A 22,467-nucleotide genomic window follows, 5' to 3' on the forward strand; every position below is an offset into this window, starting at 1 on the left:
AGCCTGGCATCTTCTTTTTCAAAGATCATTTTGTTTCATTACAGGAATGCTCCTAAGATATATTCAGATAGGAATAGAAAATAACAAAGTCGTTGGAGTATTTACCAACTCTCCTTATTACAAGCTCAATGAAGGTGTAGGTGTGGGAACGGACAATCTCAGTGTAATGAATAATCTGGGGGAACCTTTGAAATACGTACTGAAGGGAAATACCTACTATATGATGAGCGATATGGAAAAACACATGCTGTTTAATATAAATAACAACTATTATGCAACTGTCTTTTTTGATATTGTTGATAACTACAAAACTACTTCATATCTTTTGATTGATTGCGAAACGGAGCAGTCTCTTTTAGGTTATTACGGCAAGCCTTCGGAGGAGCTTAGAATAAGTTACGAGAGGGAAATCTTTGATCTTGCAAATGCTGTTAGAGTAAGGAATGGATTGGAGCCCTTCGAATGGGATAATGAAATTGCAAAAGTTGCATGGGCTCACAGTAAGGACATGATAATAAACGATTTCTTTTCCCATAACAATTTGCAAGGGGAAAGTCCGTTTGACAGGATGAAGAAAGCCGGCATAACGTATTCATCTGCCGGAGAAAACATTGCTATTGGCCAGATAGATGCCATATACGCTCATGAGGCATGGATGAATTCCCCCGGGCATAGGGCAAATATACTTGGAAAATTTGAGCGCCTTGGAGTTGGAGTTTACATAGGGGATGATGAAAGGATAACCTATACTCAGAATTTCTATACCCCGAGAAACAGATAAATTTTTATAATAAAATGTTATTTTTTCGATGATTTTATGGTACAATAAGTTAATAAGAAAATCAGTTTAATTTACATAATTGCACAGAGCTTTGTTTGCAGCAATAATGAGTATATTATATTGAAAAGGGTGATTGATATGGATATCTTTGCAAAGGCAAAAGAGCTTGGAACATTGATAAGCACTTCCGATGAAATGACAAACTACAAGAAATGGGAAGCAAGCCTTGAAAAGGACCACAAAGCAAGAGCCATACTTCGTGAGTATCAATCATTGCAAACTGAAATGGTTAGAGCGGCGCATGAAGACGAGGATAAAAGTGTTATAGATGATATAAAGGCAAGACTGTTGTCAAAGTTTGACGAAGTAAACAGTTATGAGGTTACGAGAAATTACATTGAATCAAAAGAAAAATTGGACAGGCTCATAAAAAGGGTTAATGATGTACTTGTTTATTCAATTTCCGGCGAGGAGCCTTGTTCATCGAACAACTGCAGTTCGTGCAGCGGCTGCGGAACTAAATCTTGTACGTGAGGTAAGTAAAGATGGCTTCATTGACACCTATGATGCAACAGTATCTTGAAATAAAGGAACAGTACAAGGACTGTATCCTTTTTTTCAGGCTGGGAGACTTTTATGAAATGTTTTTCTCCGATGCGGAGCTGGCAGCAAGAGAACTGGAATTAACGCTTACGGGAAGGGACTGCGGCCTTGAAGAGAGAGCTCCCATGTGCGGAGTTCCTTTTCATTCGGCGGATTCGTATATTGCAAGGCTGGTTAATAAAGGCTACAAAGTGGCAATATGTGAGCAGGTTGAAGACCCTGCGCTGGCAAAGGGATTGGTAAAAAGGGATGTAATAAAGATTATTACTCCAGGTACAATGACCGATTATGCCATGCTGGATGAAAAGAAAAATAATTATCTTATGTCAATCTATAAAAACAAAACCTTTTACGGTATTGCTTGTGTGGATCTTACCACGGGAGAGTTTTTATCGACGTATATTACCTTCGGCAACACCTTCAACAAATTAATGGATGAAATAGCGAAATTCTCACCATCTGAAATTGTTGTAAACGGTGAGTTTTTTCATGATGAAGAATTGAAAAACACTCTTAGAAAGAGGTTTGATGTCTATATCTCCACCATGGAGGACGGGTTTTTTGAGAAGGATTTTTGCAAAGAGAAGGTGAGAAGTTATTTTAAAGATTATGTAATTGAAGAAAATGCTTTTGACCTTTACATAAATGCTTCCGGAGCTCTTTTGGAATACCTGGAGCAGACACAGAAGGTAAACTTGAGCCATATTCAGAGCTTTAACGTTTACAGGATTGAAGAATACATGATTTTAGACATGGCTACAAGAAGAAACCTTGAACTGACGGAGACCATGAGGGAAAAGAACAGAAAAGGCTCCCTTCTTTGGGTATTGGACAGGACAATGACTTCTATGGGCGGAAGAACATTGAGAAAGTGGATAGAGCAGCCCTTAATTAACCTGCATGATATAAAGGACAGGCTCAATGCCGTAAATGAGTTTAAAGAAAAGTTTATGGCGAGATCTGAAGTAAGAGAGCTTTTAAGGGCGGTTTACGACATAGAGAGGCTTATGTCAAAGGTTATTTTGGGAAGTGCCAATTGCCGGGATTTAATATCGATAAAGCATTCTATCGGGCAGGTGCCCTATATAAAGGAGCTTATTTCCGATTTTAAGTCGGACCTTAATGTTTTAAGCTATAATGAATTGGATACACTAACCGATGTGTATGAAATTATTGACAAGGCAATAATCGATGAGCCGCCTGTTGCAGTAAAAGAGGGCGGAATCATAAAAGAAGGCTTTAATGAAGAGGTGGATAAGCTAAGAAGTGCTTCAAAAGACGGAAAGAAGTGGATTGCACTTTTAGAGAGCAGAGAGAGGGAAAGAACCGGCATTAAAAACTTGAAAGTGGGATTCAACAAGGTTTTTGGCTACTTTATTGAAGTAACCAAATCCTACTATTCCCAAGTGCCAGATGACTATATAAGAAAGCAGACCTTGGCGAACTGCGAAAGGTACGTGACACAAGAGCTGAAGGAAATTGAAAATACCATATTAGGAGCCGAGGACAGGCTTGTAGAGCTGGAATATCAGATATTTGCAGATATAAGGAACAGGGTTGCAAATGAAATAAACAGGTTGAAATCCACGGCAAGAAGCCTTGCCAGAATAGACGCTTTATGTTCGCTGGCGGAAGTGGCAGACAGGGAATCTTACACCATGCCTGTTATAACCGATGATGATAAAATTGAAATCAAAGACGGAAGGCACCCGGTAGTGGAGAAAATGATCGGACAGGGGTCCTTTGTTCCCAATGACACCTATCTTGATATGGGTGAAAATCAAATTTCGATAATTACCGGGCCGAATATGGCGGGTAAATCTACATATATGAGACAGGTGGCACTTATTGTGCTTATGGCTCAAATGGGAAGCTTTGTTCCAGCCCAAAGTGCAAAGATAGGTATAGTTGACAGGATATTTACAAGGGTCGGTGCTTCGGATGACCTGGCTGCAGGCCAGAGTACCTTTATGGTTGAAATGTCTGAGGTTGCAAACATACTCAGCAATGCCACATCAAAGAGCCTGTTGGTGTTAGATGAAATAGGCAGGGGTACAAGCACCTATGACGGGCTAAGCATTGCATGGGCGGTAATTGAGTTTATTGACGAAAAAATTGGAGCAAGGACACTGTTTGCCACCCATTACCATGAGCTTACGGAGCTTGAAGAAAGAATTGAAGGAATAAAGAATTATTGCATATCCGTGGAGGAAAAGGGAGAAGATATAATTTTCCTGAGGAAGATATTAAGGGGCGGTGCCGACAACAGCTATGGTGTACAGGTTGCAAGGCTTGCAGGTATACCGGCTCCCGTTATCCACAGAGCAAAGGAAATACTAAAAAAATTGGAAGATGCGGATATAACCAGGAAGGAAAAACGTATTACAAGGAGAAAACAACCCATAGAAGGGCAAATTGACGTATTTACGTTTAATGCTGCCCAAAGAAGCTGTGATGAGGTTTTAAATGAGCTGAGGAGTCTTGATATTACGACCCTTACACCGTTGGATGCAATAAATGTATTGTACAATCTTCAAAAGAAGGTAAAAGGATAGAAAAAAGCAAGGAACTTAGAAAGGTTATTTATTATGGGGAAAATTGTTATACTTGATGAAAATACGGCAAATCAGATTGCCGCGGGAGAAGTGGTGGAAAGGCCGGCTTCCGTGGTAAAAGAGCTGGTTGAGAACTCCATTGATGCTAAAAGTACCAATATATCCGTGGAGATAAGCAATGGCGGAATATCCTTTATAAAGGTGGTTGACAACGGAAGCGGAATTGAAGAGGACGATATTGAAATTGCCTTTGAGAGGCATTCCACCAGCAAGATAAGAAGGGCAAGCGACCTTGAGGCAATTACCTCCCTTGGGTTTAGAGGTGAGGCTTTGGCCAGCATCGCTTCCGTTTCTACCGTTGAGGTTACTTCAAGACCCGCTCACAGGGAGTATGGAAGGTATGTAAAAATACAGGGAGGAACTCTTTTAGAGTCCAACCAGGTAGGATGCCCTGCAGGTACGACATTTATTGTAAGGGAGCTTTTTTACAATACTCCTGCAAGATTTAAGTTTTTGAAAAAAGACTCCACTGAGGCGGGATATGTTTCCGATATAGTGAGCAGGATTGCCCTTGGAAATCCTGACATTTCCTTTAGATTAATCAACAATAGGAATACCGTTATTCATACTCCGGGTAATAATGACCTTTTGAGCACCATATACAGCTTGTACGGCAAGGAAACTGCAAAAGAATGCATGGAGATTTCCTATGAGGATGAGAACGTAAAAATAAGCGGATATGCGGGAAGACCTGAAATAGCAAGGGCAAACAGGAATTATCAGTCCATATATTTAAACAGAAGATATATAAAAAACAAGATTATATCCTCTGCAATTGACGAGGCATATAAAACATATCTTATGAAAAACAAATTTGCTTTTATTGTGCTGTACATGGAGCTAAATCCGTTGTTGGTGGATGTCAATGTACATCCTACAAAAATGGAGGTAAGGTTTTCAAGGGAACAGGAGATATTTAGAGCCGTTTACCACGCCGTAAACAATGCTCTGCTTAGCAAGACCCATATAAGAAATATTTCCCTTACAGAAAGCCCGAAGAATTATTTCAAATTTGACCAGCCTTCAAAAAAGGAAGCCGATTATGTGCAGCAAAAGCTGGATACGGACAGGAAGTTTTCAGGATACAATTATGATGATTTTAAAATAAAAAACGACGATACGTTAAAACAGACATGGGAGAATTTAAGTGTTAAAGACAGCGCCAAGATTGATAATCGGAAAGATGAATATAAAGATGAATATATAAATAAAGATGAAGCCAAAAATAAGGTTGATATAAATGTTGTTAAGAAAGACAAGCCCATTGACAGTTCGAGTAAAAAGATTATTGACAGGACGCCTAATGAGGTTTTTGAGTCAGCCGGCGAGTCGATTAATGAGTCAGCCAATGAGCCGGTTGATGGGAAAATTAATGAGCCAATTGATAAGGTGAGTATAGAGCCTTATGAAATAACTTCAAAAAGCACCGATAAGGATTGCTATAATTTTTGTGAAACCGGTTATGATAATGATTTAAAAGATATCGGAAATAAACCTAAAGATAATTGTGATGATGTCGATAATAATGCTGATACCAATTATGATAAAATCCGTGCCGATAAAGATGATTTAAGTACCAAAAAGGATATTGAACAAAATATTTTTCAAAGTGCCCGGATAATTGGTCAGGTTTTCTCGACATATATTCTTCTTCAGAATGGGGACGACTTAATAATCATTGATCAACATGCCGCCCATGAAAGAATACGTTTTGAAGAGCTCAGAGAAAAGTATGCAAAAAACGAGAGCCTTGCGCAATATCTGTTGACACCGGTGGTTATAGAGCTTACAAACCAGGAAATTGCTTTTATTGAAGAAGAAAAAGAATTATTAAATAAATTTGGGTTTATTTTTGAGAGCTTTGGCAATAATTCTATTATACTTCGTTCGATACCGGTTTCGGACGTGAGTGTGGGCATTAAGGAAGCCTTTTTGGAAATTGTTGATTTTTTAATGTCAAAGGGCAAGAAATATGATAGAATTATTGAAGAAGAGGCATTATACCGTATAGCATGCAAGTCGGCGGTAAAAGCGAACAAGAAGCTTGATGAAATAGAGATAAAAGGCATTTTGGATAAGCTCAACGTACTTGAAAATCCATATACATGCCCGCATGGAAGGCCGACTGTTATTAAAATTACGAAATATGAATTTGAAAAAATGTTTAAAAGAATAGTTTAATCTGTTTTGGAGGACAAAGTTGGATAATGTAATTGTGATAATAGGTCCAACGGCTTCGGGAAAAACGAAGCTTGCTATAGAGATAGCTAAACGTGCAAACGGTGAGATAATTTCAGCAGATTCCATGCAGATTTATAAATATATGGACATAGGTACTGCCAAGCCCGATGAAGAAGAGAGAGAGGGTATAAAGCACTACCTTATTGATGAAGTGACACCGGACGAAGAGTTTAGCGTCGCAAGGTTTAAAGAGCTTTCATTAAAATATTTGGATGAAATTTTAGGTAAAGGCAAGCTTCCCATTGTTGCCGGAGGGACAGGACTTTATATTAATTCACTAATATATAATCTAGAATTCTCCGATACTATTTGTGATTGGGAGCTTAGAAATAAACTTGCGCAAGAAGCGAAGGAAAAAGGCAATGAATATCTTCACAACAAGCTCAAGGAGATTGACCCTAAAGCAGCAGAAAATATACATATGAACAATGTAAAGCGGGTAATACGTGCCATAGAAGTGTATACCTATACAAAAAAGCCCATTTCCGTTCATCAGGAGGAGTCGAGAAAAAATCCTCCGAAGCACAATTTTATATTAATAGGTATTACGATGGACAGGGAAAAGCTTTATGAGAGAATTAACAAAAGAGTGGATTTGATGCTGGAAAATGGCCTTGTCCAAGAGATCGAGAAACTTGTTGAAATGGGATACGATAAAAGTACGATTGCCATGCAAGGACTAGGCTACAAGGAAATATTGTCCTACCTAAAAGGGGAAATGACTTTAGATGAAGCAGTTGAAATTATAAAGAGAGATACAAGGCGGTATGCAAAACGCCAGATGACATGGTTTAGAAGGCTTGAAAATGTTTACTGGATAAATAAGGATGAGTTTGATAGTGATGAGAAAATAATAAAAAATATTAAATATTATCTTGAAACGTTTGGTATTTTCTTGTAGAATAAGAATAACAAAATAAATAGCAGGGTAGGATTTGTAGGTAATGAATGTTTTGATTTTGTAAGCAATAAATGTTTTATATAAAGATAAAAAAAGAGAGAAATAGAGGAGGATTATCTGTGGTGAACAAAAATAATATTAATTTACAGGACGTTTTTCTAAACCAAGTAAGAAAAGAACATATCCCGGTTACCATCTATCTTACCAACGGATTCCAATTGAAAGGTACAGTAAAAGGATTTGACAACTTTACTGTTGTACTTGACAGTGAGGGAAGGCAGCAGCTAATTTATAAACATGCAATTTCAACAATAAGCCCGATGAAAATCGTTAGCTTGATTTTCAATGACAACAGAGCGGAATAAAATATTAACAGCTATACGATAAATAGGCAAAAGCTCTGAAGCATTGTGCTTTTTAGGAGCTTTTGCCTTTTAGTCATTACATTTTTCTAAAGACTCCTATAACCTTTCCTAAAATATATAAATTGTCTCTTACTATAATCGGATCGTAAAATTTATTTGCCGGCTGTAATCTTACAAATCCTCTTTCTTTGTAAAAGGTTTTAACCGTAGCTTCATCGTCGATTAGGGCAACAACTATATCTCCGTTGTTTGCTGTAGATTGCTGTTTTACAAGGATATAATCATTATCCAAAATACCTGCCTCTATCATACTGTCACCTTGGACACGAAGCATGAAAGTCGTGGAATTTTGGACAAAATCCAAGGGCAGAGGAAAAGTATCTTCTATATTTTCAACTGCAAGAATCGGCTGACCTGCAGTTACCTTTCCAACAATAGGGACTTCAACAAGCTCCTTGCCGGAATATATGTTCTTAGATTCATCTGCTTCGGAGTTCTTTTTATTGCTGATGACTTTAAGGGCTCTAGGCTTTGAAGGGTCCTTTTTTATAAGACCTTCTTTTTTTAATTTTTCCAAGTAGCTGTGCACAGTGGATGTGGATTTAAAACCGACTGCATTGCATATTTCTCTGACAGAAGGAGGATATCCGTTCTTTTCTATTTGCTCGTTTAGAAAATCAAGAATCTTTTGCTGTTTTTCGTTTATTTTATTTTGCATAATTTTCACCTCGAATACATTTTTGTGGTGCTTAAATAAATACCATATACTTATAATATTAATACCTGTTTGACAGTATTATATCATTAATGCCAAAACAAATCAAACTAATGTTCGATATTTTTTAAATTTTATATTGACGCAAGAACGTGTGTTCGGCTATAATATCCATATAGAACATTAGTTCGGTGAGGGGTTTTTATGAAAAAGAAATATGTTTTAAAGAACAAGAGAAGATTTTTTACATTTGTTTTTTTGGTACTAATGGGTATGACGGCTGTTATAAATGGAGCTACCCGTACCTATGGATATAGGGAGCCTTCTTATGAGACAATTATAGTAAGACAAGGGGATACTCTGTGGGGTATAGCCGAAAACTACAACAAACGGGGAGATATCAGAAAGTACATATATGATGTCATGGTTTTAAACAATCTTGAAGACTGTCAGATAATTGAGGGAATGGAGCTTAAGATAATTGTTGAGTAGTTTTGACATAGCCTGTATATGCTCCCGCAAAGGCTGCATGTTAATTTTAAAAGTACTCTTTTCAAAGGAAAAGGGTACTTTTTATATTTTATAATGTATTTATTTTAAAAAAAGCTTGACTAACAACCAAATATAGCTTAAAATTGAGTGTAAAGTATTTTTGCTTTACAGGTGAACATATGGACAAAGTATATGAAGCTGCGCTTTTGCTGGACTTTTACGGACAGCTGCTTACAAAAAGGCAGTTTGAAATACTGGATCTTTATTTGAATAATGATTATTCTCTTGGAGAGATTGCAGAGCACCTTAATATAAGCAGACAGGGTGTTTATGATAACATAAAGCGCGGCAGGGCTGTGTTGGACCGCATGGAAGAAAAACTTGGCCTTGTGCATAAATTTTTGCAGCAGAAAAACAGAGCAATGGAAATACTAAAGGATATAAAAAGCATAGATATAAGCAATATGAGTGCTGAAGATGTTGAGATTTTAAAAAGGGTTGAAGAGAAAATAGAAGAAATTGCTGAGAGTTGAATATTTGATATCCTTATGGAATTGAGGTGTCACATAGTATATGGTTTTTGAAGGATTGTCGGGAAAGCTTCAGGAAGCAATGAAGAAGCTTAGGGGAAAAGGAAGAGTTACGGAAAAAGATGTAAAAGAAATGATGCGTGAGATAAAGCTTGCGCTTTTGGAGGCGGACGTTAACTTTAAAGTTGTTAAAGACTTTATTGCAAAAGTGTCCGAAAGAGCTGTGGGGCAGGATGTTTTGGAAAGCCTTACGCCGGGGCAGCAGGTAATCAAGATAGTCCATGAGGAGCTTATTAACCTTATGGGTTCTGCCAACAGCAAGGTAACCTTTGCATCAAAGCCTCCTACGGTATATATGATGGTGGGGCTCCAAGGTTCCGGTAAGACCACAACGACAGGAAAGCTGGCAAGCCTTTTGAGAAAGCAGGGCAAAAAGCCTTTGTTGGTTGCCTGTGACGTGTACAGACCTGCTGCGATAAAGCAGCTGCAGGTTGTCGGTTCACAGCTTGGGATTGAAGTATTCTCAATGGGAGACAAGACCAATCCCGTTGATATAGCAAAAGCGGCTATTGAGTTTGCAAAGTCAAGACAGTATGATCTTGTAATAATAGATACCGCCGGTCGTCTTCACATTAATGAAGAGCTTATGGAAGAGCTTCAAAACATAAAAGAAGCTGTGAGACCCCAGGAAATATTACTTGTTGTAGACTCTATGACCGGTCAGGATGCTGTAAATGTTGCAGAAAGCTTTAATGATAAATTAGGTGTTGACGGTATTATACTTACAAAGCTTGACGGAGACACCCGCGGAGGTGCGGCGCTTTCTGTCAAAGCAGTTACAGGAAAACCCATCAAGTTTATAGGTATGGGTGAAAAATTGAGTGATATTGAGCCATTTTTCCCTGACAGGATGGCATCAAGAATTCTTGGCATGGGAGATGTTTTAAGTCTTATAGAAAAAGCCCAGGAAGCCTTTGATGAGAAAAAGGCGTTGGAACTGGAAAAGAAGATGCGTACCCAGCAATTTACGTTGGACGATTTTCTGGAACAGATGCAGCAGATAAAAAAGATGGGACCCTTAAATCAGCTGCTGGGCATGATTCCCGGACTTAATGCCAATGCCTTGAAGGATGTGGAATTGGATGAAAAGAAGATGTCTCATGTTGAGGCTATTATAAAGTCCATGACCAAGGAAGAAAGAAACAACCCTTCAATAATAAACGGCAGCAGAAGGAAGAGAATTGCTGCAGGAAGCGGTACCACCGTTCAGGAGGTAAACAAGCTTCTAAAAGATTTTGAAGAAATGAAAAAGATGATGAAAATGATGACTGACATGGGTAAACGCGGTAAAAAGGGATTGAAGAAATTCCGAATGCCGTTTTAATAAACAATAGTTGTAATTATACTTGCGGGAGGTGAAAAAATGGCAGTTAAAATAAGATTAAGAAGGATGGGAGCCAAAAAGAGTCCTTTTTATAGAGTTGTTGTTGCTGATTCAAGATATCCTCGCGATGGTAGGTTTATAGAAGAAATAGGAACTTACAATCCTCTTACAGAGCCAAGCGAGATTAAGATTGATACAGAAAAAGCTCAAAAATGGCTTAAAAACGGTGCACAGCCTACAGATACTGTAAAGGCTTTGTTAAAGAAAGCCGGAATAATATCCTAATTACAAGAGCCAGTATACTTGGATTTAGGCAAATATCGACATTAAAGGTAGAATACGGGAGGTATTTATAATGAAAGAACTTCTCGAGACGATTGCCAAAGCATTGGTAGACTACCCTGAAGATGTTTATGTAAATGAAGTTGAAGGTGAAAAATCAGTTATCCTTGAATTAAAGGTATCAAAAGATGATATGGGCAAGGTAATTGGTAAACAGGGAAGGATAGCAAAGGCAATCAGGACTGTTATGAAAGCAGCAGCAGTGAAGGAAAACAAGAGAGTATCTGTGGAAATACTACAATAAAAAGGTGTGGGCAGGGGTCCGTCTCTTGTCCACATTTTTTGACTTATTACAAGAAAACTGACTAATAGATATAAATGGTGGTGTAAAGCTAGTGGTGCAATATTTGCAAATTGGGAAAATTGTAAATACACATGGTGTAAAGGGAGAGGTCCGGGCTATTCCGCTTACCGACAACCCCCTTAGGTTTAACAAGCTTAAGTGGGCCTATGTATCAAAGGAAATGTCCGATGAAATGCAAAAGTTTGATATTGTATCTGTAAAACACCACAAGAACTTCGTAATCATCAAGTTCAGTGGGATTGATGATATGAATGCTGCCGAAAAACTCAAGGAGCATTTTGTTATTATTGACAGAAAGGATGCTGTAAAGCTTCCTAAAGACACATTCTTTATTTGCGACCTCATTAATATGAATGTGTTTGACTTGGAGGGAAAGAAGCTGGGGGTACTTGTCAATGTACTTAGTACCGGAAGCAATGATGTGTATGTGGTCAGGGATGAAAATAAAAAGGAAATTTTAATACCTGCCTTAAAGTCTGTGGTTAAAGAGGTTTGCTTAGAAGAGAGTAGAATGGTGGTAGATTTGCCTCAAGGATTGATTGATGATGAAGTTTGATGTATTGACGCTTTTTCCCGAAATCTTCGATGCCGTGCTTGGTGAGAGTATTATAGGCAGAGCCCGGAAAAATAACATAATAGAAATCAACACTATAAATATTAGGGATTTTTCCTCAAACAAGCACAGGAAAGTGGATGACTATCCTTATGGTGGCGGTGGAGGTATGGTAATGATGGCTCAGCCGATTTATGACGCCTATCTTTCTGTAGTAGAAAAGCTTTCCTATAAGCCCAGGGTTATTTACCTCAGCCCCCAGGGCAGGGTGCTCAATCAGGAAGTAGTCAAGGAGCTTTCAAAGGAGCAGCATTTGATTTTGCTTTGCGGCCACTATGAGGGCATTGATGAGCGTATAATAGAAGAAATAGTGGATGATGAAATTTCCATAGGAGATTATGTGCTGACGGGTGGGGAACTTCCGGCGATGGTACTTATAGATTCTGTCAGCAGGCTCATTCCGGGAGTTTTGTCAAATGAGGAATCCTACTCTCAAGAGTCCCATTATGAAGGTCTTTTGGAGTATCCTCAATACACAAGGCCTTATGAATTCTGTGAAAGAAAAGTTCCTGACATACTGATGTCAGGACATCATGAAAACATAAACCGTTGGAGAAGACAGCAGTCTTTAAAGAGAACCTATTTAAAACGGCCGGATCTTTTTCATAAGCTGACCTTGGATGAGGCGGACAAGAAGCTTTTGGAAGAAGCGTTAAAAGAAACGGAAGAGTAAATGAAGAAACTAAATATTAAATTTTTATAAATGCAAATAAAATGGCAAAAAAATATTTACAATATATTCAGTCTATGATATAATGTCATCCTGTGGAATACGGACGGTCCGCTGTTTTATACAAGAACGTCTGCGAGGGAGGAGGATAGAAATGGATATAATTAAAGCTATTGAACAAGAGCAGCTTAAGACTGATTTAACCAATTTTTCAATAGGTGACTATGTAAAAGTACATGTAAAGGTTAAAGAAGGTAACAGGGAAAGAATCCAGGTTTTTGAAGGTACTGTAATTGCTAAAAAAGGCTCCGGACTCAAAGAAACTTTCACTGTAAGAAGAATATCTTATGGAGTTGGAGTTGAAAGGATTTTCCCTATTCACTCACCCAAAATTGACAAAGTTGAAATTGTCAGAAAAGGTAAAGTTAGAAGAGCAAAGCTTTACTATCTGCGTGACAGAGTTGGTAAAGCAGCAAAAGTTAAAACAAAATTGGATTAAGATATTTAAAATAAAGGGGACTTATAAGTCCTCTTTATTTTTTATAATTTGGAGTATTTGCTCAATTTGATATGTCCGTTCTTTGCTAAGTTGAAAAATAGTGATATAATAGAAACTGCATTGAATTTTTAATTATTATTTTTAAGGGTTGTATAATATGGTATATAGAAAGAAACCAGCCAGTGCCGATCAAAATCACGATGACGAACTGAAAGAAAAGTTTGGGACCAATTTTCAAGCGGAAAAGCCTAAGTATTTTAAAGAAATAGTAAAATGGATTTGCCTTATAATTGTAGCTTTATTGACTGCTCTTTTGCTTAGGGCCTATGTGTTTGAATGGGTGGTCGTCCAAGGCCAGTCCATGGAAGACACTCTTTACAACAATCAAGTTTTATTTGTAAGCAAGTTGAATTGTGATACTCCCAAAAGAGGAGATATTGTCATAATTCAAATATATGAAGGAAATTGGGATTATCTGTCCTTTTTCAAAGACGTACCGCTTTTTAGGGCGCTTTTTCCCTGCCAGGACGAAGTAAACTATATTAAAAGGGTGATAGGGCTTCCGGGGGATGAGATTGATATTCGGGACGGATATTTATATATTAACGGTGAAAAGCAGGAAGAGCCGTATACAAAAGGATTAACCTACGAGCAAAGCTTTGAGCTTCCTAGAATAGTGCCTGAGAATAAAGTATTTGTTATGGGTGATAATAGAGAATATAGCAAAGACAGCAGGCAGTTGGGCTTTATTGATTTTGAACGCATAAAAGGAAAGGCAGTTTTTAGAATAAAGCCCTTGAAGGATTTTGGAAATATCTATTGATTATATAAAATTGGGAGGAACAAATGAATATTCAGTGGTTTCCGGGTCATATGGCCAAGACCAGAAGGATTCTTGCAGAAAATCTGAAAATGGTGGATGTGGTTGTGGAGCTTTTAGATGCAAGAATTCCGGCAAGCAGCAAAAATCCTGAGATAGACAGTATTGTGAAAAACAAACCTAAAATCGTGGTACTAAATAAAGCCGATTTGGCTGATGAGAAGATTTCGAATGAGTGGAGCAAATGGTTCAATTCCCAGGGTTATGCCACTATTTTTATTGATTCCATAAAGGGTACGGGAATAAAGCAACTTAAGGACAAAATGCGGGATGTAATGAAGGACAAGTTTGAAAGAGACCGCCAGAAAGGCCGGATTTTCAGGCCTGTACGAACCATGATTGTGGGCATACCCAATGTCGGGAAATCTTCTCTTATAAACAAGATTGCGGGCAAAAAAAGTGCGGTAACCGGCGACAGGCCCGGTGTTACACGCAACAAACAGTGGATAAATGTCAATAGTGAGATTCAGCTAATGGATACTCCGGGAATTCTCTGGCCCAAATTTGAAGATAAGACGGTGGGTATAAATCTTGCTGCTACCGGTGCAATAAAGGATGAAATAATAGATACTGTGGAACTTGCATCGCTCTTAATTGAGCGCCTTTCCGAAACTTATCCGGAAAAAATAAAAGAAAGATATAAACTCGAATCGCTGCAGGACAAAAAAGGGTATGAGCTCTTGGAAGAAGCGGGAAAAAAGAGGGGCTGCATAATTTCTGGGGGACAAGTGGATCTTACGAGAATTTCTGCAATTGTACTCGATGAGTTTAGAGGCGGCAAAATCGGCAGAATAACCCTTGAAAGACCGGGAGATGCTGAAAGACAAAGAGATGCAGCAGAGTCATCAACGACAGATTAATGTGGCACAGTCATTAAAGACAGATTAACATGATATAGAGGTGGTTGGTATGGCAAGAAGTGAAGAAATCATTCGTGAAAGATACAAAGTGATGGCTCCAAGAATAATAAAGGCCTTGAATCAGCGAAATTTTGAGGCTTATTTTTGTGAGACTTCCCAAGAAGCGGTTGAGTGTGCATTATCCCTAATTCCCGAAGGTGCATCTGTTTCATGGGGAGGTTCCATGACCCTTGATGAAATCGGAATTAAAGAACAGCTCAAAAAGGGAAACTATCAGCTGCTTGACAGAGATTTGGCAAAGTCTCAGGAAGAGCGTCAGGCTATAATGCGCCAAGTTTTTTCATGTGATGTATATTTGTCCAGCGTAAACGCAATGAGTGAAGATGGGGTAATGGTAAATATTGATGGGATGGGAAACCGCATTTCAGCAATAGCGTTTGGCCCCAAAGCAGTAATACTTGTTGTAGGTATGAACAAAGTTTGCAGGGATTTGGAAAGTGCCAGAAAACGGGCCCATACATATGCAGCTCCGAACAACGCAATACGTTTGGGATTAGAGCTTCCTTGCACAAAAACGGGCTGCTGTTTTGATTGCAATAATAATAATGCTCGAAGTATTTGTGCCCAGATTGTGGAAATGCACAGTAATATGATTCCGGGAAGGATCAAAGTAATCCTTGTTGGAGAGAATCTAGGGCTGTAAAGAGAAAATTGAATTAATATGTGGAAAATATGAATTGGTCTTGGCCGGGGGAGATGAAAACATGACTATTAAGCAAATTGAGCAGTCCATAGAAGGTTTGGATTTGGACAAGGCTTTGGAAAAACTTTATTGTCTTAAAAATGAGTTGGGAGACAAGGTTGATAAAATCATAGAAAAGTATGAAAAGAAAAAAATTAGATACGAAAAAGAGTTAAATAGATACTTGGGTATGTGTATATATGAAAAGGAAGCCTATAGGAGAGGCTTTAAAATAATTGCAGGAATTGATGAAGCGGGGCGCGGCCCTCTTGCCGGTCCGGTTGTAGCTGCTGCGGTTATTCTTCCCCAGGATGCTTTCATAGAAGGTCTCAATGATTCGAAAAAGCTTAGTGAAAATCAAAGGGAGAAGCTTTTTGACGTAATTAATGACAAGGCATTGGGAGTAGGCGTCGGAATTGTGGATGAAAAGATAATTGATGAAATAAATATTTTGAATGCAACAAAAGAAGCAATGAAAATGGCTGTTTCAAATCTAAAACTTGCTCCGGATATTCTTTTTATTGATTCTTTAAGACTTGACGATATAAATATTGTACAGAACCCAATAGTAAAAGGCGATGCCAAAAGCGTTTCAATTGCAGCGGCATCAATTATTGCGAAGGTAACAAGGGACCGTATATTAAAAGAAATGGATAAAAAATATCCTATGTACGGATTTTCCAAGCACAAGGGTTACGGTACGGGCGAGCATATTGAAGCTATAAAGAAATACGGTATTTGTCCGATACATAGAGTAAGCTTTACTAAGAATTTTGTAGTATAGACCTAACTTCCATCAAAAGCTTTAGGGGGAAGAAAAATGAGAATAGAAGGCTTTGAAAATGTATTAATCAACCAGACCGGGTCTTTGGATATACTATCAAAGCTTGATACAGGTGATACCTTGAGGGCAAGGGTAGTTGACATTGCTGCAAATGAGCTACTCCTAAAGCTGGGTGACGGAACTTTGGTAAATGCCGGTTTAATGACTTCCGTGGATGCAAAGAGGGGAGACATTATTGATTTTATTGTAAAAAACAAAGTAAACAATCAGTTGATTTTGGAAATCCTCAAGGATAAAGGACAAAATGTTGGCGAGCCCAATGTTGAGGATGAGATAAAAAACAGTCTTATGCAGCTTGGCATAAAGCCTGATAAAAGAAATATGGAGGCTGCGGCCGGAATCCGTGCCAATGGGGCTCAAATTAATGCGGAAACTATTGCCAAAGTAGTGGATGCGGCCGTCAGATTTAAGAACCTTACCGTTGATAAGGCAGCTTATCTTGTTTCAAATAATATCACTCCCGAAGAAAAGAGTATAGCAAGTTTAAACAGGTTTGCCGAGGGCAGAATAAATTTAAGTGCTGAGCTTTTGGACTTAGCTTCAAGCCTTAGGCAGATAGAGGACAAGAATGTAGCTCTCACAATTTTAGAAAAGCTTAATTTCTTGGATTATGCTTCACAAAAGAGAGAAGAAAACACTGATAATAACGCTTCCGGCATTGATTATGAAGACGGAAAAATTTATCCCGAGCAAAAGGATGGATATATTGAAGGGAACATAGCTCAAAAAAGTGACAAAGACTATACGGGATTTAAGTCTAAATTGCCGGATAGTGATGATATTAGTACGGAAAATTTGGATAAAATAGTGAAAAATGTTGACATAGAGGAAGAAGAAATATTACAATTAAAGAAAAATACTGTTGATTCTATTAGCAATTACAGGGAAAATACTGATAAGGCTGAAAAAAAGCTTATAGAATTGCTTAGGGCCATTCAGGCGTCGGAAGACAACAGGGTGTCGGACCAAAGCCATTCTAAAGGCCGCGATGAGGTTGAAAGTATAAAAAAATCTTTTGAAAAAATGTTTGTAAAGGTTGATGAAGAAGCCAACGGCCGGGATATTAACGTAAGGGAATTTTATAAAGACATTTATAAAAAGCTTGAAATTGTAAGTAAAGTTTTAGAAGATTCTGATATTCCGGGAAAACAAGAGATTTTAAACAAGATTGACAACATTAAAAGTGATATTAATTTTTTGAACGAGCTAAACAGACATAGTGTGTATTTTCAGATACCCTTCAAAATATTTGACAAAAACACTACCGGGGAGCTTTATATATTAAAGAGAAATAACGGAAGAAAAAGAATTGATCCGCAAAACGCCACAGTGTTTTTGTCATTGAATACAGAAAATTTAGGACAAGTGGACTCTTTAATAAGCGTAAACAAAAAGAATGTCAGCATCAATTTAAGGCTTGAAAAAAGTGAAATCTATGACTTTATCAAAGAAAATTATATTGAGCTTTATGAAGGGTTGTTAAAAAAGGGCTACAAGCTGGTAAATATCAAATACAGGCTTATAGATGAAAAGGTGAATCTGTTAAATGTCCAGGAGGTTTTGGCAAAGGAAGTAGAGAGAACACGAAGTAAAGGTTTTGACTTCAGAATTTGATTTACGGGGGAATTTAAATGCCTGGCAAGAAAAAAATAAAACAGGTTGCTGCCTTAAAATATTCGCCGGACGAGGATAACGCCCCTCAGATTGTAGGATTGGGAAAAGGCGAGATTGCAGAGAAAATACTTGAAAAGGCAAAGGAAAACAACATCCCCATATATGAAAATGAGGAGCTTGCGTCCGCATTAAATGCCATGAACATTGGAGATGAAATACCTCCTGAGCTTTATGACATTGTGGCGCAAATACTTGTGTTTATCGGAAGCGTTGATAAAAGATACGGTCAAAAGAAGAGATAAAAATGGAGAAAAAGATGAATGGCAAAGTAAATAACAAAAAAGCTGCAGGGACAATTGGGGAGGATGCGGCTGTAGAATATCTTAAAGAGAATAATTTCGAGATTTTAGAAAGAAACTTTCGATTTAAAAGACTGGGCGAAATAGACATAATTTCCCGGGAAAAGGATTATATTTGCTTCGTTGAAGTCAAGTCAAGAAGCACTTTTCAGTACGGCTATCCGAGGGAGGCCGTAAATTTGCGCAAGCAGGAAAATATAAGAAGGCTTGCCCAGATATATCTTTGCAAAAACGGTTTAAATGATTTAAAAGTGAGATTTGATGTGATAGAGGTTTATATGGAGAAAAAAGGCGATGACATTGAAGTAAAAGAGATTTCTTTGCTTAAGAATGCCTTTTAGAGTCCTTTTTAGAATATTAGATGATTATAAGGTTTATTTTCTATTAGGGGGAATATTGGTGCACGAAGGTCACAGAAAGAGACTTAAGGAAAGATTTCTAAAAGAAGGGCTTGACAGTTTTGAACAGCATCAGGTGCTGGAACTTCTTTTGTTTTTTTCAATTCCGAGAAGAGATACCAACGAATTGGCTCATACACTTCTGAATAGATACGGCTCCTTATCCGGTGTATTTGAAGCAGACCCGAAGGACTTGGCTACTACGCCGGGAATCGGGGAGAACTCTGCAATATTGCTGTCGCTTATACCCCATCTTTCAAGGCGGTATTTTAATGATAAATGGCGGGACAAGCCTGAGCTTAACAGCTCGACAAAGGCCGGTCAATATGCCGTTTCACTTTTTGCCGGAAGGAATTATGAAGTTTTTTATGTTATTTGTCTTGATGCGCAAAACAGGGTAAACTATGCCCAATTGGTTCACGAAGGAACGATAAACGAGGCTCAGGTATATCCCAGAATAATTGTTGAAACTGCGCTTCGGCACAAGGCCAGCAGTGTAATTTTGGCGCACAATCATCCCGGCGGAACATTAAATCCGTCAAAAGCGGATATTGAAGCCACCAATAGAATAAGAACAGCTCTTGAATCCATTTCTATAAAAGTGCTTGACCACATAATTGTCTGTGGCGGGCAATATGTGAGTTTTGCCGAAAGAGGGCTGCTTTCCGGTTGACGGGTAAGGTGTTTTGACATAATTGCTTGTTGATGCGCATACATTATAAATAAAATAATAAAAATTTATGCTTGTAAGTAAAATAAGTACCAAGGCTTTTTAAAATACGGGTCTTATATAAATGTTTTGGGGAGTGAAATTTATGATTACTGTTGATGCACATTGCGACACTATAACAAAAATAATGGAGAAAGGCGCGGAACTTCGGAAGAACAGCTGCCATATCGACATAGAAAGACTTAAAGCAAGGGGAAGCTATGTTCAGTTTTTTGCAGCGTTTATAGACCCGGCATACTGCCAAGCATACGCATTAAAAAGAGCCTTGCAGATAATAGATGAGTTTTACAGGCAGACGGAAGTAAATAAAGATGACATCATGTTATGTTGTAATTACAATGATATTGATAAGGCTGTAAAAGCAAATAAAATTGCTGCAGTGCTTTCAATAGAAGGCGGTGAAGCTCTGCAGGGGGATTTGGGAGTTTTGAGGATGCTTTACAAGCTTGGAGTAAGAAGCATCTGCCTTACATGGAACTTTCGCAATGAAATAGCCGACGGTGTCAAGGATGAAGTTTCGGGTGGAGGACTTACTCCTTTTGGAAGAGAAGTAATTAAAGAAATGAACAGGCTGGGAATGTTAATTGACCTTTCCCATATATCAAAAACCGGCTTTTGGGATGTTTTAGAGTGTACTACCTCTCCGGTTATTGTGTCCCACTCAAATGCGCAAAGGCTTTGCGCTCACAAGCGAAATCTTACGGACAAACAGATAATGGCGATAAAAGATAACGGAGGAGTAATAGGAATTAACCTGTATCCGGAATTTTTGAACAATTCAAAAACGGCATCTATAAAGGATATTATTAATCATATTGAGTACATATCAAGCCTTGCAGGACCTGACCATATCGGACTTGGAGCCGATTTTGACGGTATTGAGAGTTTGCCGGCAGGAATAAACGGAGTACAGGATATTGAAAAGATATTTAATGAGCTGGCAAAACTAAATTATTCAAGCGAAAATATTGAAAAATTTGCAGGCAAGAATTTTCTTAGAGTTATTCAGAATGTTTTATAATATGTAATAGGAGCCCGTGATGATCTTTGCGCCGGCCTAGTTAAATTTCAGAACTTCTAAAAAGTTAAAAAGTAAAGAAACTTATATAGACCTTTGCTCGACTATTATTATTGCTAAAATGTGCCATAACGAAATCAACTTGGCTCAAGTCAATTTGCTATAATAAAGCAATAAATAATAATCTTAGCTCGAATCTGAATATCCGTAAAACTAAATTTTTCAGATATTCAAGACTCTTCCCGCCGACTAATATCAAGCCTTAGCGTCAACCTTGGACGAAACCTGATATTAATCTTTGGCCGAATGTTATAAAGCCGCAATAGTGACCTCATAACACTCTTGGCTCAACCATCACGAACCCCTTGTGTTATTATTTTGCTCATAATGTTTTGATTAATACATAATCAGTTGATGAATTATATTCCATTGAAATAATAATATAGAAAACTTGCATTTTGATTATGCTTATGCTTTTTCGACGGGAATCAGTTCTATATTTGTATTAAAAACTCTGTTTGATAATGATAACAATAATAGTAAGTATGTCGTTTGCAAAAAAAACACAATAAATTTGTGTCAAAAATAATTTTGCATTTTTTATATCAATAACTTGCAAATTCGAATATTATATATTAAAATAAGGTACATAATATCAGATTGTTTTGGAGGGTATAAAATGGTTGTTTCACAAAAAGCGCTTTCGATTAGCCCGTCTTCTACGCTGGCTATAGATGCAAAAGCGAAAAAGATGAGGTCAGAAGGAATTGATATTATTGGATTTGGTGCAGGTGAACCCGATTTTGACACACCTGATCATATAAAAAAAGCGGCAATAGATGCTATAAATGAGGGGTTTACCAAATATACTCCTGCTTCAGGTACTCTTGAATTGAAGCAAGCTGTTTGTCGTAAATTTAAAATGGATAACGGGCTTGATTACAATCCTTCAAATATTGTAATAAGCAACGGTGCAAAGCACTCCCTGGTTAATGCTTTGCAGGCAATATGCAACCCCGGTGACGAGGTAATTATTCCGACTCCTGCATGGGTAAGCTATCCTGAGATGGTTAAACTTGCAGACGGAGTTCCGGTTTACATTCCTTGTTCTGAGGAAGAGGGCTTCAAATTTACATTGGAGAAGCTTGAAAAGGCTATTACGGACAAAACCAGGGCAATTATCATCAACAGCCCGAGCAATCCGACAGGTATGATTTACAGTGAAGAGGAATTAAGAGCGATAGCTGACCTGGCCGTAAGCAAGAGTATATATGTTATTTCCGATGAAATATATGAAAAACTTATTTATGACGGATACAAGCATGTCAGCATTGCGTCTTTTAACGATAAAATAAAGGACCTTACCATAGTTGTCAACGGTGTATCCAAATCTTATGCAATGACAGGTTGGAGAATAGGATATACTGCCAGCAACGAGCAAATTGCAAAGATTATGAGTAATGTTCAGAGCCATGCTACATCAAATCCGAATTCAATAGCTCAGAAGGCTGCTTTGGCTGCCCTTGAGGGACCGCAGGAAATAATCGACGAGATGGCTGTAGAGTTTGTGAAGAGAAGAGATTACATGGTTGACAGGATAAACTCAATGAACGGTGTATCCTGCATAAAGCCAAACGGTGCTTTCTATGTAATGATGAACATATCGAAGCTTATTGGAAAAGAAATAGACGGTATGAAAATAACCGGTTCCGACAGTTTTGCAGATGCTCTGTTGGAGAAAGCAAATGTTGCTTTGGTACCGGGCTCCGGTTTCGGAACTGATATTCACGTAAGATTGTCTTATGCGACATCCATGGCAAATATTGAAGAAGGTTTAAACAGGATTGAAAAGTTTTTAAGCAAATAATGTGTATTTGAAGGTATATGGCGGGATTCTTTGGAATCTCGCTTTTTGCATATTGAAGGTATTAAGAATCATTGTGATATGGAGCGTAATATTATAATAT

The 22,467-nt window shown here is 38.0% G+C and carries 25 protein-coding genes; 24 read left to right on the plus strand and 1 reads right to left on the minus strand.

Annotated features, from left to right (window positions below; genetic code table 11):
* From PLH43_RS07785 to hfq, 6 genes are all read left to right on the plus strand, one after another.
* Positions 1-781, plus strand: a 781-nt coding sequence (locus tag PLH43_RS07785; protein WP_324361770.1) for a CAP domain-containing protein, incomplete at its 5' end; no start/stop codon positions are given.
* Between the two features lie 138 nt (positions 782-919).
* The gene (locus PLH43_RS07790; RefSeq protein ID WP_324361772.1) at positions 920-1,315 is read left to right on the plus strand and encodes a YlbF family regulator; all 396 of its coding nucleotides are present in this window, start codon (positions 920-922) and stop codon (positions 1,313-1,315) included.
* Between the two features lie 11 nt (positions 1,316-1,326).
* A complete protein-coding gene (gene mutS, locus PLH43_RS07795; protein ID WP_324361774.1) occupies positions 1,327-3,939 on the plus strand; it encodes a DNA mismatch repair protein MutS in 2,613 nt (870 codons plus the stop codon).
* Positions 3,940-3,972: 33 nt separating this feature from the next.
* Positions 3,973-6,180 (plus strand): DNA mismatch repair endonuclease MutL, encoded by a 2,208-nt coding sequence (mutL, locus tag PLH43_RS07800; protein WP_324361776.1) that lies wholly within the window; start codon positions 3,973-3,975, stop codon positions 6,178-6,180.
* Between the two features lie 19 nt (positions 6,181-6,199).
* A complete protein-coding gene (gene miaA, locus PLH43_RS07805) occupies positions 6,200-7,141 on the plus strand; it encodes a tRNA (adenosine(37)-N6)-dimethylallyltransferase MiaA (RefSeq protein WP_324361778.1) in 942 nt (313 codons plus the stop codon).
* Positions 7,142-7,263: 122 nt separating this feature from the next.
* Positions 7,264-7,506: an RNA chaperone Hfq gene (gene hfq / locus PLH43_RS07810; protein ID WP_324361814.1), complete on the plus strand. Its 243-nt coding sequence runs from the start codon at positions 7,264-7,266 to the stop codon at positions 7,504-7,506.
* A 76-nt stretch (positions 7,507-7,582) separates the two neighbouring features.
* Here hfq and lexA read toward each other — a convergent pair whose 3' ends face one another.
* Positions 7,583-8,224: a transcriptional repressor LexA gene (gene lexA, locus PLH43_RS07815; protein WP_324361780.1), complete on the minus strand. Its 642-nt coding sequence runs from the start codon at positions 8,222-8,224 to the stop codon at positions 7,583-7,585.
* Positions 8,225-8,425: 201 nt separating this feature from the next.
* On the opposite strand from lexA, the gene PLH43_RS07820 reads away from it, so the two are divergent.
* The 18 genes from PLH43_RS07820 (at position 8,426) to PLH43_RS07905 (ending at position 22,367) form a co-directional block, all read left to right on the plus strand.
* Positions 8,426-8,713, plus strand: coding sequence for a LysM peptidoglycan-binding domain-containing protein (locus PLH43_RS07820; RefSeq protein WP_324361782.1), 288 nt, complete (start codon positions 8,426-8,428; stop codon positions 8,711-8,713).
* A gap of 179 nt (positions 8,714-8,892) precedes the next feature.
* Positions 8,893-9,246, plus strand: coding sequence for a YlxM family DNA-binding protein (ylxM, locus tag PLH43_RS07825; RefSeq protein ID WP_324361784.1), 354 nt, complete (start codon positions 8,893-8,895; stop codon positions 9,244-9,246).
* A gap of 40 nt (positions 9,247-9,286) precedes the next feature.
* The gene (gene ffh / locus PLH43_RS07830) at positions 9,287-10,627 is read left to right on the plus strand and encodes a signal recognition particle protein (RefSeq protein ID WP_324361786.1); all 1,341 of its coding nucleotides are present in this window, start codon (positions 9,287-9,289) and stop codon (positions 10,625-10,627) included.
* 39 nt (positions 10,628-10,666) lie between these two features.
* A complete protein-coding gene (rpsP, locus tag PLH43_RS07835; RefSeq protein ID WP_324361789.1) occupies positions 10,667-10,912 on the plus strand; it encodes a 30S ribosomal protein S16 in 246 nt (81 codons plus the stop codon).
* 70 nt (positions 10,913-10,982) lie between these two features.
* A complete protein-coding gene (locus tag PLH43_RS07840; protein ID WP_324361791.1) occupies positions 10,983-11,213 on the plus strand; it encodes a KH domain-containing protein in 231 nt (76 codons plus the stop codon).
* 91 nt (positions 11,214-11,304) lie between these two features.
* Entirely contained in the window at positions 11,305-11,829 is a 525-nt protein-coding gene (gene rimM, locus PLH43_RS07845; protein ID WP_324361793.1) for a ribosome maturation factor RimM, read from the plus strand.
* Positions 11,819-12,559 carry a tRNA (guanosine(37)-N1)-methyltransferase TrmD gene (trmD, locus tag PLH43_RS07850; protein WP_324361816.1) on the plus strand — a complete coding sequence of 247 codons (741 nt, stop codon included), beginning with the start codon at positions 11,819-11,821 and terminating at the stop codon, positions 12,557-12,559. Before rimM ends, trmD begins: the two co-directional genes overlap by 11 nt.
* A 151-nt stretch (positions 12,560-12,710) precedes the next feature.
* A complete protein-coding gene (gene rplS, locus PLH43_RS07855; protein WP_324361795.1) occupies positions 12,711-13,055 on the plus strand; it encodes a 50S ribosomal protein L19 in 345 nt (114 codons plus the stop codon).
* Positions 13,056-13,212: 157 nt separating this feature from the next.
* Complete coding sequence (gene lepB / locus PLH43_RS07860; protein ID WP_324361797.1) at positions 13,213-13,878, plus strand: signal peptidase I; 666 nt, start codon at positions 13,213-13,215, stop codon at positions 13,876-13,878.
* Positions 13,879-13,901: 23 nt separating this feature from the next.
* Entirely contained in the window at positions 13,902-14,795 is an 894-nt protein-coding gene (ylqF, locus tag PLH43_RS07865; RefSeq protein WP_324361799.1) for a ribosome biogenesis GTPase YlqF, read from the plus strand.
* A 49-nt stretch (positions 14,796-14,844) separates the two neighbouring features.
* Entirely contained in the window at positions 14,845-15,498 is a 654-nt protein-coding gene (locus PLH43_RS07870; RefSeq protein ID WP_324361801.1) for a lactate utilization protein, read from the plus strand.
* Between the two features lie 61 nt (positions 15,499-15,559).
* Positions 15,560-16,321: a ribonuclease HII gene (locus PLH43_RS07875; RefSeq protein ID WP_324361803.1), complete on the plus strand. Its 762-nt coding sequence runs from the start codon at positions 15,560-15,562 to the stop codon at positions 16,319-16,321.
* A 36-nt stretch (positions 16,322-16,357) separates the two neighbouring features.
* The gene (locus PLH43_RS07880; protein ID WP_324361805.1) at positions 16,358-17,995 is read left to right on the plus strand and encodes a flagellar hook-length control protein FliK; all 1,638 of its coding nucleotides are present in this window, start codon (positions 16,358-16,360) and stop codon (positions 17,993-17,995) included.
* Positions 17,996-18,012: 17 nt separating this feature from the next.
* A complete protein-coding gene (locus PLH43_RS07885) occupies positions 18,013-18,297 on the plus strand; it encodes an EscU/YscU/HrcU family type III secretion system export apparatus switch protein (RefSeq protein ID WP_324361807.1) in 285 nt (94 codons plus the stop codon).
* A gap of 14 nt (positions 18,298-18,311) precedes the next feature.
* Positions 18,312-18,695: a YraN family protein gene (locus PLH43_RS07890; protein ID WP_324361818.1), complete on the plus strand. Its 384-nt coding sequence runs from the start codon at positions 18,312-18,314 to the stop codon at positions 18,693-18,695.
* Positions 18,696-18,750: 55 nt separating this feature from the next.
* Complete coding sequence (gene radC, locus PLH43_RS07895) at positions 18,751-19,425, plus strand: DNA repair protein RadC (protein WP_324361809.1); 675 nt, start codon at positions 18,751-18,753, stop codon at positions 19,423-19,425.
* Positions 19,426-19,567: 142 nt separating this feature from the next.
* A complete protein-coding gene (locus PLH43_RS07900; protein ID WP_324361811.1) occupies positions 19,568-20,503 on the plus strand; it encodes a dipeptidase in 936 nt (311 codons plus the stop codon).
* A gap of 676 nt (positions 20,504-21,179) precedes the next feature.
* Positions 21,180-22,367, plus strand: a complete 1,188-nt coding sequence (locus tag PLH43_RS07905; protein ID WP_324361812.1) for a pyridoxal phosphate-dependent aminotransferase — start codon at positions 21,180-21,182, stop codon at positions 22,365-22,367.
* Positions 22,368-22,467: the final 100 nt, after the last annotated feature.

The organism is Acetivibrio sp. (genome assembly GCF_035371925.1).
Classification (GTDB): Bacteria; Bacillota; Clostridia; order Acetivibrionales; family Acetivibrionaceae; genus Hungateiclostridium.

Excerpts from the sequence above, each read along its gene's own strand:
- PLH43_RS07790 (WP_324361772.1), top strand. The coding sequence starts at position 920 with ATGGATATCTTTGCAAAGGCAAAAGAGCTTGGAACATTGATAAGCACT.
- mutS (WP_324361774.1), top strand. The coding sequence starts at position 1,327 with ATGGCTTCATTGACACCTATGATGCAACAGTATCTTGAAATAAAGGAA.
- mutL (WP_324361776.1), top strand. The coding sequence starts at position 3,973 with ATGGGGAAAATTGTTATACTTGATGAAAATACGGCAAATCAGATTGCC.
- lexA (WP_324361780.1), bottom strand. The coding sequence starts at position 8,224 with ATGCAAAATAAAATAAACGAAAAACAGCAAAAGATTCTTGATTTTCTA.
- PLH43_RS07820 (WP_324361782.1), top strand. The coding sequence starts at position 8,426 with ATGAAAAAGAAATATGTTTTAAAGAACAAGAGAAGATTTTTTACATTT.
- ylxM (WP_324361784.1), top strand. The coding sequence starts at position 8,893 with ATGGACAAAGTATATGAAGCTGCGCTTTTGCTGGACTTTTACGGACAG.
- ffh (WP_324361786.1), top strand. The coding sequence starts at position 9,287 with ATGGTTTTTGAAGGATTGTCGGGAAAGCTTCAGGAAGCAATGAAGAAG.
- rpsP (WP_324361789.1), top strand. The coding sequence starts at position 10,667 with ATGGCAGTTAAAATAAGATTAAGAAGGATGGGAGCCAAAAAGAGTCCT.
- PLH43_RS07840 (WP_324361791.1), top strand. The coding sequence starts at position 10,983 with ATGAAAGAACTTCTCGAGACGATTGCCAAAGCATTGGTAGACTACCCT.
- trmD (WP_324361816.1), top strand. The coding sequence starts at position 11,819 with ATGAAGTTTGATGTATTGACGCTTTTTCCCGAAATCTTCGATGCCGTG.
- rplS (WP_324361795.1), top strand. The coding sequence starts at position 12,711 with ATGGATATAATTAAAGCTATTGAACAAGAGCAGCTTAAGACTGATTTA.
- lepB (WP_324361797.1), top strand. The coding sequence starts at position 13,213 with ATGGTATATAGAAAGAAACCAGCCAGTGCCGATCAAAATCACGATGAC.
- ylqF (WP_324361799.1), top strand. The coding sequence starts at position 13,902 with ATGAATATTCAGTGGTTTCCGGGTCATATGGCCAAGACCAGAAGGATT.
- PLH43_RS07870 (WP_324361801.1), top strand. The coding sequence starts at position 14,845 with ATGGCAAGAAGTGAAGAAATCATTCGTGAAAGATACAAAGTGATGGCT.
- PLH43_RS07875 (WP_324361803.1), top strand. The coding sequence starts at position 15,560 with ATGACTATTAAGCAAATTGAGCAGTCCATAGAAGGTTTGGATTTGGAC.
- PLH43_RS07880 (WP_324361805.1), top strand. The coding sequence starts at position 16,358 with ATGAGAATAGAAGGCTTTGAAAATGTATTAATCAACCAGACCGGGTCT.
- PLH43_RS07885 (WP_324361807.1), top strand. The coding sequence starts at position 18,013 with ATGCCTGGCAAGAAAAAAATAAAACAGGTTGCTGCCTTAAAATATTCG.
- PLH43_RS07890 (WP_324361818.1), top strand. The coding sequence starts at position 18,312 with ATGAATGGCAAAGTAAATAACAAAAAAGCTGCAGGGACAATTGGGGAG.
- PLH43_RS07900 (WP_324361811.1), top strand. The coding sequence starts at position 19,568 with ATGATTACTGTTGATGCACATTGCGACACTATAACAAAAATAATGGAG.
- PLH43_RS07905 (WP_324361812.1), top strand. The coding sequence starts at position 21,180 with ATGGTTGTTTCACAAAAAGCGCTTTCGATTAGCCCGTCTTCTACGCTG.